14 protein-coding genes are annotated in these 16,374 nt (G+C 42.4%); 11 read left to right on the plus strand and 3 right to left on the minus strand.

Features of this window, described 5'->3' with window-relative positions; translation table 11 throughout:
• The first annotated feature begins 151 nt into the window (after positions 1-151).
• Positions 152-1,729 carry a sensor domain-containing diguanylate cyclase gene (locus R7P67_RS09820; RefSeq protein WP_005389121.1) on the plus strand — a complete coding sequence of 526 codons (1,578 nt, stop codon included), beginning with the start codon at positions 152-154 and terminating at the stop codon, positions 1,727-1,729.
• A gap of 51 nt (positions 1,730-1,780) precedes the next feature.
• On the opposite strand, the gene R7P67_RS09825 is transcribed toward R7P67_RS09820, so the two are convergent.
• Positions 1,781-2,338: a DUF3750 domain-containing protein gene (locus R7P67_RS09825; RefSeq protein ID WP_064353879.1), complete on the minus strand. Its 558-nt coding sequence runs from the start codon at positions 2,336-2,338 to the stop codon at positions 1,781-1,783.
• 480 nt (positions 2,339-2,818) lie between these two features.
• Between R7P67_RS09825 and R7P67_RS09830 the strand changes: the two genes are divergently transcribed.
• From R7P67_RS09830 to R7P67_RS09850, 5 genes are all read left to right on the plus strand, one after another.
• Positions 2,819-3,181, plus strand: coding sequence for a hypothetical protein (locus R7P67_RS09830; protein WP_132936635.1), 363 nt, complete (start codon positions 2,819-2,821; stop codon positions 3,179-3,181).
• Between the two features lie 35 nt (positions 3,182-3,216).
• Positions 3,217-3,681 carry a GNAT family N-acetyltransferase gene (locus R7P67_RS09835; protein ID WP_005389117.1) on the plus strand — a complete coding sequence of 155 codons (465 nt, stop codon included), beginning with the start codon at positions 3,217-3,219 and terminating at the stop codon, positions 3,679-3,681.
• Between the two features lie 248 nt (positions 3,682-3,929).
• Positions 3,930-5,348 carry an SLC13 family permease gene (locus tag R7P67_RS09840; protein ID WP_262653712.1) on the plus strand — a complete coding sequence of 473 codons (1,419 nt, stop codon included), beginning with the start codon at positions 3,930-3,932 and terminating at the stop codon, positions 5,346-5,348.
• A 3-nt stretch (positions 5,349-5,351) separates the two neighbouring features.
• The gene (locus R7P67_RS09845; RefSeq protein ID WP_005389108.1) at positions 5,352-6,689 is read left to right on the plus strand and encodes an ATP-binding protein; all 1,338 of its coding nucleotides are present in this window, start codon (positions 5,352-5,354) and stop codon (positions 6,687-6,689) included.
• Positions 6,676-7,149, plus strand: a complete 474-nt coding sequence (locus R7P67_RS09850) for a response regulator (RefSeq protein WP_262653713.1) — start codon at positions 6,676-6,678, stop codon at positions 7,147-7,149. The genes R7P67_RS09845 and R7P67_RS09850 overlap by 14 nt, the downstream gene beginning before the upstream one ends.
• 107 nt (positions 7,150-7,256) lie before the next feature.
• On the opposite strand, the gene R7P67_RS09855 is transcribed toward R7P67_RS09850, so the two are convergent.
• Complete coding sequence (locus tag R7P67_RS09855; protein WP_005377743.1) at positions 7,257-8,960, minus strand: putative bifunctional diguanylate cyclase/phosphodiesterase; 1,704 nt, start codon at positions 8,958-8,960, stop codon at positions 7,257-7,259.
• A 487-nt stretch (positions 8,961-9,447) separates the two neighbouring features.
• Here R7P67_RS09855 and R7P67_RS09860 point away from each other — a divergent pair, with 487 nt between their 5' ends.
• The 4 genes from R7P67_RS09860 (at position 9,448) to R7P67_RS09875 (ending at position 14,152) form a co-directional block, all read left to right on the plus strand.
• Complete coding sequence (locus tag R7P67_RS09860) at positions 9,448-10,665, plus strand: HD-GYP domain-containing protein (RefSeq protein ID WP_025766705.1); 1,218 nt, start codon at positions 9,448-9,450, stop codon at positions 10,663-10,665.
• Positions 10,666-10,867: 202 nt separating this feature from the next.
• Positions 10,868-11,491, plus strand: a complete 624-nt coding sequence (locus R7P67_RS09865; RefSeq protein ID WP_025766704.1) for a LysE family translocator — start codon at positions 10,868-10,870, stop codon at positions 11,489-11,491.
• Between the two features lie 212 nt (positions 11,492-11,703).
• Entirely contained in the window at positions 11,704-13,248 is a 1,545-nt protein-coding gene (locus R7P67_RS09870) for a YjjI family glycine radical enzyme (RefSeq protein WP_053350580.1), read from the plus strand.
• 22 nt (positions 13,249-13,270) lie between these two features.
• Positions 13,271-14,152, plus strand: coding sequence for a YjjW family glycine radical enzyme activase (locus R7P67_RS09875; protein WP_031778972.1), 882 nt, complete (start codon positions 13,271-13,273; stop codon positions 14,150-14,152).
• A 19-nt stretch (positions 14,153-14,171) separates the two neighbouring features.
• Here the strand turns inward: R7P67_RS09875 and R7P67_RS09880 are convergent, their stop codons facing one another.
• Entirely contained in the window at positions 14,172-15,110 is a 939-nt protein-coding gene (locus tag R7P67_RS09880; protein WP_005377737.1) for a LysR family transcriptional regulator, read from the minus strand.
• 411 nt (positions 15,111-15,521) lie between these two features.
• Here R7P67_RS09880 and R7P67_RS09885 point away from each other — a divergent pair, with 411 nt between their 5' ends.
• Positions 15,522-16,292 (plus strand): TerC family protein, encoded by a 771-nt coding sequence (locus R7P67_RS09885; RefSeq protein WP_005377734.1) that lies wholly within the window; start codon positions 15,522-15,524, stop codon positions 16,290-16,292.
• The last annotated feature ends 82 nt before the right edge of the window (positions 16,293-16,374 follow it).

Consider the following 16,374-nt stretch of genomic DNA (forward strand, 5'->3'; position numbering starts at 1 on the left):
GTGCTACTGAATTCTCTTTTTAGCTCATAAAGTGTTCTTTAATGTGAGCAAATATTAACATTGATCCCAACTTACTACCTGAAAATCAAATCAATTTCATATAACCTATACGCTCATTCATATAGAAAGCCTTCAAAGTTGGCCATTGGCAATGTCTTTTAGAAGAAAAGAAAAACTCAATCTTAGAAATCTTATTGTCACCCTATGTGTGTTCAGTGTGCTTGTCACTTTGATCAACGCATTCTACTCGATTTATCGTGTTCAAAGGGATCTCATCATCAATAACACGTTAGAATCAAACCGTGTTTACGCCCAAAAAATGTCTGAAATGACAGACTCTTTCATAGAAAGCTCAATGTCGCAGCTAAAATACAGTGCGAACGTGCTAAAAGACAAGATGCATGACGCTCAGCTTCTTGATAAAGAGGCTGAGAGATTAAGAACGCAAACCAAATCATTTAACTCTGTGGTTGTCGTTAATGCAAAAGGGGTTATTATTTCTGTATCCCCTGAAACACTTCAGGTGAAAGGTGTAAGGTTAGTGGGTGAAAGAAAACGCCAATCTTTAAACGCTCAAGCACCAGTTGTTACTGAACCATTTATATCGCCCGCTGGAAATTACTTGTTAACCATCTCATACCCTATATTTTCTCAATCTAATGAATATTTAGGTTATATCGGCGGCACTATTTATCTAGAAAAAGAAAATATTCTCGCAGAGTTACTCAGCCAGCACGCATACAAAGATGGTTCTTTCCTTTACGTTGTCGATGAGAGTAACACTCTGATTTATCACCCAGATCAATCGAGAGTTGGTGAAGTAATCGACGATAATGAGGCAATCAAAGCGGTGACGATGGGGCAGAGCGGTAACAAAGAAATTGTTAACTCTCGCGGCGTCGAAATGCTTGCTGGTTATGCACCAGTAAAGTCATCAGGATGGGGAATTGTTGCTCAGCGCCCGAAATCGATGACGTTATCTGTGCTAGATGAACAGATGTGGAATGTTTTCCTTAAGTCGATTCCAATTGGTTTATTAACTTTGTTGCTAATTTGGTTCTTGTCCCTTCTTATTTCTAGACCACTTTGGCAGTTAGCGGGTGCTGTGCGAGGTGTCGAAGAACATTCATCCTCTATCGATGATCTCAAACTGGTTAAGTCTTGGTATTTTGAGGTCTCACATTTGAAGCTTAGCTTTCTTAAAGCATTTGGTATCGTGTCAAAAACCATTGATAAGCTGCAACTGGATACATTAACAGATTCGATGACTGGATTATTGAATCGACGTGGATTAGATAAAGTTCTTGGTTTGTTTAAGCAGGAAAATACCGCGTTCTCTGTTTTGGCGCTAGATATTGACCACTTTAAGAGCGTAAACGATAACTATGGCCATGACGTGGGTGACAACTTACTTAGAGAGTTTGCGCAGTTAATGAAAGACCAAGCTCGCTCTAATGATCACCTGTGTCGTTCTGGCGGTGAAGAGTTTATGATGTTTTTGGAAAAAACAGACGTAAACCACGCTATGGATGTTGCAGAGCGTATTAGACACAACGTGGAACAACATGACTTTCAGGTGGTTGGTAAGGTCACGGTTTCGTTGGGCGTTTCTCACTGGAAAGGCAATGACACACCAATTGAAGCGGTAATGAAAGACGCCGATAATGCACTGTATAAAGCGAAACATAATGGAAGAAATAGAACGGAGTTGGGTGACGACGCACAATAGATATTGCGCTTTAGGCTGAACATAAAACGAGCCAGTGACTAACCTTTGCTGTTAATCGCTGGCGTAACCGCTACCAATTGCGCGAAACGGCAAGTTCAGCTCTAATTCTGGAATTTGTTTACCCACCCAAGCCGGAAATGTATTGCTATTTGGCCCTGGAAACAGCGTATATTCTTCAGCCCAAGGGTATTGGTTAATCACACTTTGTATTTTAGGGATAAGCTGGCGGGCCTTTTCACCTTGTATGGAGAGGATCTTTTCTGGTTTTGCACCATACCAATATCGATCTGGCGTCCCAGTTTGGTACTGATATAGAGCGGGTTGTCCGCGATTCACTCTCCAGCCGACTACTTCATACACTGTATATTCGTTCGCATTTTCAGGCTTTATTGCAAACCATGTATGAACGGCAAACCAGCCTCGCCAACCAAACGCGTCTGCGGCGTAAAACTCAATCACAGCATGCTTGACATTGGAAGGATCGGGTGCGATACCCGCAGGTTCTCTGCTTGCGGTACGCCAATCTCCTTGAGTGCATCCACCCAGCATAACCGCGATTGACATGAGCCAAATTTTTACAAGGTGAGTAAAGTTGAGAGGGTCTTTCATTTATTGCTCCTAGACCAACCGATGCTGGTAACGCTCTATTGATTTTAGCTATAAAAACGTGGCAAGTCTGATAGTTGAAATCCTCTCCTTATTAAAAGAGAGAGGGAAGTTAGTGCCATAATTCCAGTTCATACGCAATAATAAGGTAAGCCGATTTGTAACATGTGGCATAGACGATGCCGTATTTCTCGAACGATTCGTCTAGTTGCGTATGAAAAAGTAAGAGGTTGTATGTATTCCTTACACGGCCACATGAATTAAAAACATTAAAAAAACAGAGGTTTACAGTGGATTTTGACTGATTGAGTGAGTTTGGGGCCCTCACATTGTCTCACATTTGCTTGTTTTGGGCGGAATTTTCATCGCTCATCTTTTTGCGCGTTTAGAGTCAGCGTTCAGCTATGGCACAATAGGCGCTCACAGAACAAGTGCTGTTTGGTCATGCAAATAGCAGAAAAATAACTAGAAATAGAATAATTAATGTTTAAATCAAAAAGTATACTCGCATTAAGCGTGTTCGCATTTGGCTGTTTTGCCAATCAAGATAGCGAACCAACGTCCGTTGTGCTGAACTATGGTGACTCCTCCATCAGTACTGATATTCAAGCCAATCGAAAATTTCATATTGTCCGAGACAATGAAAGTGAGCACGTAGAATTCTCCGGCGGAATCACAAAGGAGTATTCCGATTATATTGTGAATATTCATATCATAAGAAAAAGCAATATACGCAGATCAAGCCGAGAGCTGAATACAACCGTATTGATGAACAGTGATCAGATTGGGAAGCCTTTAGTGATTGGCATTGAAAATGATGAGTTCACTAGTATCACTTTGCGTTAATGCTTAGTATTTATTGAATAGGAATGAGGAAATTGATGCTCTCAATACGCTGCTATCGCACCGAGGATGCCCCAACACTGTGGGCACTCTTTTACCATACTGTGCGAATCATTAATCGTCGCGATTATACGGAATCACAAGTTTCCGCTTGGGCACCATCAGATTTTGACCTCGATGTGTGGCAACGAAAAATGGACGATATTCAACCATACGTCGCGGAGATAGAAGGGCAGGTCGTTGGCTATTGTGATTTGCAAGGCGACGGCTTGATTGATCATTTCTTTTGCCATCATGAATACCAAGGACAAGGTGTTGGTCGTGATTTGATGTCTTTTCTTTTTTCACAGGCGAAAGTACAGGGGATAAAACGACTGTATTCTGAAGTGAGTATTACCGCCCGACCTTTTTACGAGAAAATGGGTTTCACAGTTAAGTCTCGACAACATGTTGAGGTTAGGGGAGAAACCTTAACTAACTTTATGATGGAAAAGTATATTTAACTTAAATAGTGAGCATTTAGTGAGCTTGAACACAGATATAAAATGTTTTCCAATGTGAAAACGAGTTCATTGATCTCGCACCAACGTTTTGTTTGAAAACAGTGTACATAATCTTCTCTGGAACGCCATTACCGCATTTCGTCTCTGAAGGCTTAAAAACAGTCTGAAAGTTTTGGTTTTGCGGCGGGTAATAGCGTTCCAAACGCCAAATGTGTCTGGCTAACCATCTCAGGAAGAGAAGTAGTACTATGCGCCCTTATCTCAAATACGTTGTTCCAACATTGATACCATTGCTTGTTTGGTTGATGCCTCTCTCTGCGTTCCCATTTGATGGCATTACTATCGTCCAGCAAAGAGTGATTGCAATCTTCTTGCTTGCCGCACTTTGCTGGGTATTCGAGCCAATTCCAATCTACGCCACTTCGGTTGTGATCATTGTCCTAGAGCTATTGCTTGTATCAAATAAAGGTATTGTGCTCTTTCGTTTGCAAGAAGGGCAGCCACATTTTGGTGAGCTATTACAATACAACGAGATAATGGCGACCTTCGCTAGTCCGATTATCATGCTCTTCCTCGGCGGTTTCTTTTTGGCTATGGCGGCGACAAAGTACAGGTTAGATGTCAACTTAGCCCGAGTGTTACTCAAACCATTTGGACAAAAACCAAAGTTCGTTATGCTGGGGTTGATGCTGATCACCGCTGTTTTTTCCATGTTTATGTCAAACACCGCAACAACAGCGATGATGTTGTCCATTTTAACCCCTGTGATAGCGGTTTTCGGGCCTAAAGACCCAGGTCGAATTGCATTCGCCTTGTGTATTCCTGTTGCAGCCAACATTGGTGGCATTGGTACTCCAATCGGCACGCCACCGAATGCCATCGCCCTAAAATATTTGGTTGGTGACAACTTAATTACGTTTGGTGAATGGATGGTATTTGGTGTGCCATTCGTTATTGTGATGATGGCGTTAGCTTGGTTTCTGATTGGCTTTTTATATAAAGCCGAACAAACCACCATCGATCTGAACATTAAAAGCAAGTTTTTGAAAACACCCAAAGCAATAATGGTTTACGTCACCTTTGCCGGCACGATTATTCTTTGGTTGATGGGTTCTGCACATGGAATGAATTCTTACACAGTAGCATTAATTCCGGTCGCAGTGTTCTCATTGACGGGCATCATCAACAAAGAAGACTTGAAGAAAATCTCTTGGGATGTGCTTTGGTTGGTGTCAGGCGGTATTGCTCTGGGCCTTGCTCTAGATAAAACCGGGCTTGCGAAGCTGGTGGTACACAGCATTCCGTTTGATCAGTTCTCGCCATATGTTGTCTTGTTTGGTGCGGCTTTCTTGTGCTTGTTAATGGCAAACTTTATGTCGCATACAGCCACCGCAAACTTGCTGATGCCGATTATGGCTGCGCTGGGTGCTTCTATGGCTTCGCTAACGCCTCTCGGCGGTGAAGTTACTCTGATCTTAGTCGTGACATTTGCTGCTTCACTCGGTATGTCGTTACCAATCAGTACGCCACCAAACGCGTTAGCTCATGCAACAGGGCATGTCGAGAGTGGCCAAATGGCTCGTATCGGTGCCGTGCTAGGCGTGATTGGCGTATTACTCAGTTTTGTGATGGTGTGGATTTTACATACTGTTGGGCATATTGGATAACCCATGTACGAAACGAAGTTAGACGCGTTAGTACAACGCTACTTTAATCACCTTGAACGCCGATTAACGGTTTTATCCGGGTCGGTGCTTATTGAGCAAGCTGGCTACAACGATCGCTTGTACTATGTGCTGTCGGGAGAACTGGCGGGGTATTACGCGGAAGATGACAAGAAACCGATTCAGGTATTTTCTGCGTCTCAAGGTGCGTTTATTGGCGTACACAGTTTCTTTTCTGGTACGTGGACTGCCTCTTCGACAGTGATTGCTCAAACCGATGTTGAATTGGCTTGGATACAGCGTGATACGCCCGCCGTGGAAGAGGCGACATACGGACCATTGACGACACAATTTATGCCTGTGATGGTTAACGAATTATCTCGTCGTCAACGGCGTGCAATGCAAGAGGCATTAGCTAAAGAAAAAGCGCTACAAAAGCTTCATACCGCAGAGCAAATGACAACGTTGGGGCAGCTTGCAGCGGGTATTGCTCATGAGTTGAACAATGCGATAGGCGTTGTAAGCAGTAAATCAGAACGGCTAGAGACAGTTATCATGGAACTGCTTGAAGAAGTTCATCCGGAAGCGAGTCAATTTTTTGATTTTGGTTTAATGCAAGGGCAGAAAGTCTCTTCTAGCGAAGCGAGAAAGCGGGGGCGCCACTTCGAAAAATACTACGGTTTAACCAAGGAGGTTGCTCGTGATCTTGCGCGAGCCGTTCCAAATAACTTCCTTTCAGAACATTGGCTAAAAAGACCAGAAGAAGCGATACGTTTCTGGCAAATGGGGCGAGATCTCCATGACTTACGCATCGCTTCTAAACATACCGTTGGCATTGTGCGATCCGTAAAACAATTGGGGCGCACGGATATCGACTTGGATGAAGCGATTAACATCAATGATTCAATCAATCGCGCCTTGGCTCTATTGCAAAGTGACTTAAGACGAGTGAGTGTTCGTTTTAGCCCTGCGGATTTACCTGCTTTTATTGGTTCTCAAACCGAACTCGTCCAAGTTTGGGTAAATATCTTAAAGAATGCGTGCGATGCACTTGGTGAAACGGAGAAACCCGGTATCGAAATACATACTCGGGAGAGTAAGGGTAAAATTTTGGTCACGATTGCTAACAACGGACCAGAAATTGATGAAGCGACACGTAGAAAAATTTTCCGGCCAAACTTCACCACTAAAAAGGGGGGATTGTCGTTTGGTTTAGGGTTAGGTCTGTCGATTGTGAAGCGCATTATCGCCGGATATAACGGCTCTATTGTAGTAAAGAGCGACAGTGAAAAAACGATTTTTAGAATCAAGTTACCAGTAGAGGGTGAACATGGAGAAGCTTAATGTAATTTGCGTTGATGACCAACGAGAGGTACTAAGCGCGGTTCTACAAGATTTAGAGCCGTTAAATCAGTGGTTGAATGTCGAAGACTGCGAATCAGCGGGTGAGGCTCAAGAACTGATGGATGAATTTGATGCAGAAGGCGAGATGATCGCATTGATTATTTCCGATCATGTGATGCCAGGTAAAACGGGAGTAGAGCTGCTGACCGATGTATCAAGGGACGGTCGTTTTGGCTTTACGAGGAAAGTGCTTCTTACCGGGCAAGCGACGCACACCGATACGATTAATGCGATCAACTCCGCAGGCATTGATCGCTACTTTGAAAAACCATGGCAAGCAAGCCAATTAATAGAGTGCGTTAGAAACCTGGTGACCCAATATATCTTTGATGTGGGCTTAGATTACACTCAGTATCACGAACATTTAGATCAGAGTGTGGTGTTTGAACGTCTACGTTAATCGGGGGACATTAAGCTTGTTTTCGTCACGGCCAGTTAGTGTCTGAAATCTATAGTGAATAGTTCAGCATGTTTAACGTGGCCGTGCGGAATATTGCTCTAGTATGTTTAACTCAACGAATAGCGGCTTGCACTGGCAACAGAAAGTGGCTTAGAGAACCAATAACCTTGCAGATAATCGACGCCCATTTCGGTAAAAAATTCACACATTTTGGCGTCTTCAATTCCCTCAATCACTACTTCAATATTATTTTCCTGGCACATAGTGATAAGAAACTTCAGATATTCTTGTGAAGAGCGGTTGGTTAGTGTTTTCCACGCCATCGACCTATCAATTTTGATTTGTGTCATCGGGAGGTCGAAGAAGCTATTTAATGAACTGTAACCGGATCCAAAGTCATCCAGAGAGAGTGCAAATCCTAGTTCCCTGAGGGTATTCAGAGGGGCAATGGCTGTCTGATTATTATCCAAAATAAACGTTTCTGTTAGTTCCAACACAATAGACTCAGGATCGACACCAACCTCATCCGCCATGGCTTTAATTCGCGCAGGGAATTCACTATTCATTAACTGAAGTACAGAAACATTCACGTTTACACGAACTTGGTTTTGGTAACGCTCACGGTAGTTTTTGATAAATTCACACGCTTTGGCAAAGACTTGATATCCGAGTTCGACAATCAAACCTTTGTTCTCTGCCACGGGGATGAATTCGTCTGGATAAATTTCGCCAAACTCTTTGCTACGCCAGCGAACCAGAGATTCGAAGCTCACTACTTTTGAGCTTTTGGCGTCAATAATTGGCTGAAACTTAACGCTTAATGTCTGTTTTTCAAGTGCACTTTTTAGACCTTGCTCAATAAAGAAATAACGGTCTACGGCATGCTGAGTTTTCTCACTGTAAACCGCAACACGGTCTTTATTCTGCTCGCTTGCGTACTGACAAGTTCGTGCTGCTTTACGTAATATTTCCTCTGCTGAGTGACTTGGATCTATGCAAGGATACAAACCAATACTAATGTTACTTCCTAAGTATTGGCCCTCTTCAATCACTGCCTCGTGGTAGGTTTCCTTTAAACTTTCGGCATAACTTTGCAGCGTTTCTACCGAGCATTCATCGTGAATCAAAATCGCAAAGTCATCATCATGTACGCGATATACAGAACTATTTGGAGAAGGTAGGTGACTGAGAGTTTGTAGCAATTTTTCCACTAACCCATCGACCAACTCGCTGCCATATTGATTTAAGTAAGATTTAATCTCTTCTATCTGAATGTAACAGATAGATGCACAAGAATCAGTGGCTCGCACACTATCTTCAATATCCAGCAAGAGATGGGCGCGATTAGCCATACCTGACGCATTGTCATGAAATGCGACTTGATGAATGTAGCTTTCCATCAGCTTGCGTTCAGAAATATCACGGTGGCTACCAACCATATAATGACCATGTTCTGTTTCTTTGGTCATGGCTACACCTTCAATCCAGACGTACTGTCCATTGGGTTTACGCACGCGGTAGGTCGTTGTGACCCTCGTGTTGTTGGTAATGATGTGAGCATCGACCCGAGTGGAGAGTCTTTCTCGATCGAGAGGGTGAACAAGGTCTAACCATTGCTCTAAGCTGATTCGACCAGCGTTGATACCAAGCTGCTCATAAAAGCCCTTGTTATAAAATACCATGGTGCCAAACTCATCCATGTAAAAGAGGCCTTCGTTAAATACATCGAAGATATGAATGAATCGTTCTTCGACGATTTTTAGGAACTCTCGGTCACTATCTGAGACTTGTTGGTCAAATATGGTGGTCAAGATATTTCCTCCTCGAGCCTTTTAGCATCAGAGATGAGTGTTGGGGTTGATAACATAGAGTTGATCTGCTGGCGTACATTACAATCACAAAAGTGTCAGTTCAAATTGTTTGGCTATCATTTTATGCGCTACTAGGTTAATAACATACTAAGATTAGGCGGCTAATCATCGACATTTATAAAAAATAGTCAACAGTAAAAATCATTTATAAAATACAGTTATTGATGCCGTCCGCAATCTATAAATATTTATGAATAATTATCCTAAAGTTATTTTCAGTTGTGTCGGTATCAATGTGCTGTTTTCTAACGTCATTTGTATATATGTTATCTTGGATAAAACCATAATAACAAAAAGGACTTAATGAGCGCGACCGATTATTAATTGACAGGATGCTCATTAATTGTAATCAATTCAAATTTATTATCACGCCAAGTAATCAAATCTCTTATAATGCGGACGTTAATATCGAGTAAGCCTTCTTTATATGCAGTACGATCCGAAAAATTCAATCAAAATTGCGCTCGCTGATATCGGCGTTGGTATGTTTGTTACCGCGATAGAGCACAACAAGCGCGTCAATTTAGCCAATGCAGGGCGGATATCTAGCCCTGAAGGCATTAAGAAGCTTGCTACAAGTGGCGTAAAGTATGTTTGGGTAGATCAAACATTATCTTCGCAGCAGTGTGTCTTCAAGCCTGTAGATGAATCAACTGATGCCACTAAAGAGACGAGAGAGCAGAAACACTCAGATTTTAAGAGGGGTCAACGAACTTATCGTTCGAGAGACATCCAACACAAGCGAGCCAAAAAGCTGATCGCCGAAGCAAAAGATTTGGCGCAGAAACTATTGAATCAAACTTTTGAAGGAAAAATCATTGAAGTTGATGAAGTAGAAGCTTGGGCTGACGATGTCATTGAAAGTGTTTTGATTGACTCAGATGCGTTGCAGTGTGTCTCTGCACTCCGAAAAAAAGACTCTTACTTATTGGAACACTCCGTCAATGTCGCTTGTCTTTTAGTGTCATTCGGTAAGTACTTGGGCTTGGATAAGCCAACGCTAAAACAGCTTGCTGTAGGTGGCATTATTCATGATGTAGGTAAAATTAAAGTCGATGATAAGATCTTGCACAAGCCAGCGAAGCTAACGCCTGAAGAATTTGAACATATGAAGCTACATCAAGTGTTCGCAGGTGAGATTATCCTTCACGTAAAAGGACTTAGTGACGTAAGCCGTGATGTTTGTTTGATGCACCACGAGAAGTTAGATGGCAATGGTTATCCTAGAGGCTTGAAGGGGGAGGAGATTCCAATTCACGGCCGTATGAGCTGTATTGTAGATATCTACGATGCGCTAACGGCTGATCGCTGTTACAAAAAAGGCATGAGTTCTGCCGAAGCGTTTAAAATCTTGTTGAGTCTAACGCCATTTCATTTAGACGCCGACTTAGTTTACAAATTCATTAATTGCATTGGGATGTACCCCGTAGGCTCTATTGTCGAGTTGAACGATGGGCGTGTTGGTATTGTTTGGTCTTCAAATGAATCTCAAGCATTAAAGCCAGAAGTGAAATGTTTCTACTCCCGCAAGTATAAACGATACATTGATGTCACGATGGTGGATTTAAAAACGAGTGCGTACAAAATTGAAAGAGCGATAGCGCCTTCATCGTTAGAGATCGATCCTAAGCCTTTTTATGATTAAGAGAAATAGATAAGCTTATACAACAGGCTTTACATCCTTGCATGTAGATCGTATTTTATTTGCATAACTATCTATTAATTTTTTCTAAGTTGTTTAGATGCAAGATGGTTATTAAGACCTCGGCTTCATGGATAGAAACCGGGCGATAAAATAGTTCTATACACAATGGGCTATAAACCTCATTTTGCTGGAAGGGATGCCAATGCAAATAGATACATGGATTTTTTACACTCTTGCTATTCTCGTGCTCACAGCTTCACCAGGACCAAGCTCACTGTTGTGTTTAAGTAAAGGAGTGAGTAGTGGGTTTCGTATTGCTTTCATGACTGCGCTTGGCAGTTTGTCTGCGATTACGATCATCCTTACGCTCTCATTTACCGGGCTGGGAGTTGTCATTGCTTCATCTGAGTTAGTTTTTAATATTATCAAATGGTGTGGCGCCGCTTATTTAATCTGGTTAGGTATTCAAGCGTTGCGCTCATCTCAGACAGATTTTAATAAAACGGCAACGACTCAAAGTTCCGCGACAGCGTTTAGCGCGTTCACTAGTGGTTTCATTGTTGGCGCTAGTAATCCCAAAGCGATAGTCTTTTTCACCGCTTTGTTTCCTCAATTCATAGAACCTTCCGCACCGCTACTGTCTCAATACGCGATTTTCGCGTCTACATTTGTGGTTTTTGAGCTTAGCTGGCTAACATTTTATGCATTGTTAGGGGTAAAAGCCTCCGATTGGTTGTTTGTCGCTGGAAGAGCGAAGTTGTTTAATCGTTTGACTGGGGGAGTATTTATTGGTGCAGGCGTGATGTTGTCGACGGCAAACCGATAAATAAGACAGACTTCGGTACGCAGTTAGGTTTTCCCATATAGTAAGTTGGAATGCGCTAATTTAGCTTTGTCTTATTTCCAGAATGGAAATAGACGTTTTGTTTATTTTCATTAGTGGCAACAGCCAAGCAGGAGTAAAATCACGTTACTCTTTAGGGGTAGAGCTCGTATTTTGTCTTGTGGGCTTGTGGTTACTTTGTAGGAATATCTTAGATGACAAGCCTTTCTAAACTACAACAACGTTTTCTAGATATCGCGACCGACGTCCGTCTTTCTCCAAAACAGAAGTCGAGTTTTTTAGCTTTAGAGGCTGAAGCGTGCATTCCTTACATGACCGTATCTCCATCACTGAGACAAGCAATGGATGAAGGCATCATCTGCGATATGTTTGAAGGTCATGCACCGTTTAAACCTCGCTATGTGTTGCCTGATTACGCTAAATTTCTATCGCAAGGCTCAGACTATTTAGAGTTGTCTCCGGCTGATGATTTCGATGATGCGTTGAACATGCTGACCATCATTTACCATCATGTTCCTTCGGTAACGAACATTCCGGTTTACTTAGGCCAGTTAGATGATGTCTTGTTGCCTTACATAGGCGACCTAACAGAGAGCCAGATTTACAAAAAGTTAAAACATTTTTGGATCATGCTGGATCGCACATTGCCAGATGCGTTTATGCATGTGAATGTCGGACCGACAGACAACATTATTTGTCGCACTGTTTTAAAAGTAGATGCGGAGCTCAAGCAGATCGCACCGAATCTCACCTTTATGTACGACGAGACAGTTACACCTGATGATTTACTTCGTCAAGCGACACAGAACATTTGTGAATGCAGTAAACCGCATATCGCCAATTACCCAATGCACACGAAAGCCTACAACGGCTCACGCTTTGGTATTGTAAGTTGCTACAACTCGCTTCCATTAGCAGGTGGCTCGAACACATTGGTGCGAATGAATTTAAAAGAAGTTGCAAAACGAGCATCAGACTGTAACGACTTCTTAAACAGTGCGTTGCCTTCTTACCATCGATTAATGGTCGAGCTCATAAACGCAAGAAGCACGCACTTGCATGAAAAATCGAACTTCTTTCAAGGCTTTTTGACGCAAGAAGGGTTGATAAAAGAGTCCTATTTCGCGCCAATGTATGGCGTTTACGGCATGGCCGAAGCGGTAAACCTTCTATTTGAAAAAGAAGGGCAAATAGGGCGATACGGAAAAAATGATCGAGCAAATACTTTTGCTCATGATGTTTCAGCAACACTGGCTAAACTGGTGGACTCAACCCCGGTGAAATATGGTTTAGATGGCAAAGCGCTCTTACATGCACAAGGCGGCATTAGCTTAGATCATGATGTTACGCCAGGTGTACGTCTGCCTTATGGTGCAGAGCCAGACCCTGTCACTTATGTACAAGCAACGGCGAAGCATCATCAGTATTATCGTGCGGGTATCAGCGATATTTTGACGATTGATGAAACGGTGAAATCTAACCCAGAAGCGATGTTCAATTTATGTAAAGGGGCACTAAATGCTGGTTATCGTGAGTTTACCGCGAATGTCACTTCAAATGACTTAATTCGCGTGACAGGCTACATGATCAAACTTTCAGATGTCGCGAAATATGATAAAGAAGGTTCGAGAACCAACACGACGTTTCTAGGTGCAGAAGCAGCAAAAAATACCAAAATTTTAGAACGCTCGCCACGTGTGGTGAGTCATGAAGTAACACCGACTTACACGCAGGCATAAGTTCGGTTTAGGAAAGAACAAGATGTCTAGACGAAGTGGAAGCCTTTTGGCAAAAGTCACTCGTATCCTTCCTTTCTCTTGTGTTGATGGGCCAGGAAATCGTCTAGTCATCTTTCTACAGGGTTGTAACTATCAGTGTTTGAACTGCCACAATCCTCACACGATAAACCATTGTAATCATTGTGGTGAGTGTGTGAGTGAATGTTCAGCAGGCGCATTGAAGTTCGACGAAAACAACAACGTTGTTTGGCTTAAAGAGGAGTGCACCCACTGCGATCATTGTATAGAGATATGTCAGAACCAATCTAATCCAAAAATTACTGACTACTCTGTAGTAACAATGCTCGATTTGATACGCAAACATCGCTTTTTCATCAGTGGTGTTACTGTATCCGGTGGGGAATCTACCTTACAACTTCCTTTCATTATTGAGCTGTTTAAAGGGATAAAACAAGATCCTGAATTACGGCACCTCTCTTGTTTCATCGACAGTAACGGTTCTTTAGCGGTTGCTGGCTGGCAGCGTATTCTACCTTTTCTGGATGGCGCAATGATCGATTTGAAAGCGTGGCAGACGGAGACGCATCAGTGGCTAACTGGGCGTGATAATCATCGTGTATTTAAAACCCTTCAGTACCTTGTTGAGCACGAAAAATTGTACGAGGTCCGCTTACTGCATATTCCCCAAAAAAGTGATTTAGATATAGAAATCGTAGCAATTGGACGTTACTTGAGTACTCTTCCTGAATCGGTGATTATACGTTTAAATGCCTTTCAGCATCACGGAGTAGTGGGGGAGGCGTTAACTTGGGATATGTGCTCTCATCATGATATCGAACGCTTAAAATCAGAGCTTCGATGCTACGTGAGTAACCCTATCACAGTGCCGACAGTACTCACGTAGTACCGTTGTTTATCTATGCTTACGCATCACAGGCATCTAACATGGCGCAGGCGTCGAGTAATTGTTGCTGCAACCATTTTAAAGCGGGATCGTTTAAGCTCGCTTTGTTCCAAACGAGGCTGTAGGCTACCTGTCCGTAATCGAATGGAAGAGCTTGTTCAACCAAACCTTTTGCTTGCATTGCCGCTCTTGCCCAAAGCTTGGAGCATGTGAACAAGTAATCCGAGTGCTGACACATCACCGCAGCTGAACCAAAGTCGGCTACACGCATGGCCAAGTTTCGCTTTGAATGCCTTTGGGTGAGATTTTGCTCAAAATAAGGTTGTGACAGATCTTTATCATGAATACCGATGTGTCTTGCACAAAGGTAACTTTCAACAGATAAGGGTTGCTCAGCGAGTGGGTTCGATGCTCTCATTAAGCAAACCATTTCGTCTTTCAAAATGGTTTTCCAGACCAAGTCTTTATTTTGTGTGGGTGGTTGGCTGAGATCGTGAGGAAGCAACAAAAAATCCACTTGACCTCTTGCTAATGCATCGAAGCTCATTTCCTCTTTCGCATGGACATTCAAGTGCGCGTGGTTGCTCAGTTGTTGGGACAAGTGCTGTAGAACTGGCGCAAAGAGCTCAAATGAACTTTCACGCATTGCTAATGAAAAACTACCTTGATAGTAAGCCGGATTGAAAGAGCCTTGATGTAATAATCCATTCATACTGGAGAGTATGCCATGGATTGATGGGCCTATATGCAGCGCAAATGCTGTCGGCACTAAGCGAGTGCCATCACGGTAAAAAAGGTCATCCTTTAGCGTTTCGCGCAACTGTCCGAGCGTTTTACTGACGCTCGATGGTGTTACACACAAGCGTTCTGCCGCAAGTGTGACGCTGTGAGTGGTTAACAACATATGTAAAACAGTTAGATGTTTAAGGCTTATACGCGAAAGAGCAATGTAGTCCATAAATAGCATGGTTTCTTATGATTTTTGGCAGTATATCAGCATGAAACAAATTTTTACTATTGTTTATCTCGGAAACACGCCTGTTTCTCTTTGAGCTCAATGCATTTAATGGGTTGCATAAGGGTTGATGGTGCTTATAAGTCTAGAAATTTATCTTAGTTTTGTTGGACTTTAATGCTTTCATTTATTCAATTCTAAAGCTTCTATGTAATTTTAATCAATTTGGAGGAGTTGATTGATTTGTACACGAATTAAACTTGTTCCTTGTTAATTAAAATAGATATTGTTTTGTTGATTGTTTGGTGATTTACTCATGATCCCTCAGTAACAAAGGTATAAATAATTAATGGACGACCCCTTTAGTCGGCAAAACCCTTCACCATATGTCTTCTTATTATTGGAGACATGCTCATGCTAGAACTTTTTATGCAACCAGAAGCTTGGGCTATTTTCGCCACTTTGTTTGCGCTTGAAGTTGTCTTAGGCGTTGATAACGTCGTTTTTATCTCTGTCTTATGTGAAAGACTGCCGCTGCACCAACGTAAGCTGGCAAGAAACCTTGGTATTGGTCTTGCTGTTATTGCTCGTATTGGTTTAGTGTTTTCAATCTCTTGGATCATGCAACTGACTCAACCGCTATTTTCTTTGGCGAACCAAGCGTTTACCGGAAGAGACGTCATCATGATTGCGGGTGGTGCATTCCTCTTGGCTAAAAGCCTGAAAGAGTTGTGGAGTTGGTTAAATCACAACGAGTCTGCTCACTCAACTCACGCCCGTACTGGTTTAGCGGTAGTTCTGTTGCAGATTGTTGCCGTGGATGCTGTATTCTCGATGGACTCGGTGATAACCGCCGTTGGTTTAACAAGTGATGTCCCACTTATGGTCGCAGCGATTGTTTCTTCTGCTATCGTGATGGTCATGACAGCAGAAAAAATCAATAACCTGGTGTCGTGTTACCCTGGTTTTAAGACACTTGCTTTGTTATTCCTCGTTTTGTTAGGTGGTTTATTGATGGCAGAAGGCTTCGAAATTCATATCAACAAAGGTTATGTGTACTTTGCGATGGCATTCGGCTTAATTCTGGAACTTTGCCATATCCAGTTAAAAAACAAACAACGCCCGACTATTAAACGTCTTAGTCCGTTGCGAGTTCATCCAACCAGATTAGAAGCTCGTCAATAATATAAAAATGCCGCTCATATGAGCGGCATTTTTATATTCGTCATCACCTATTTTTACTCTCTTTTATTTTGTTGTCGTTTCG

This window comes from Vibrio sp. Vb0937, assembly GCF_033338855.1.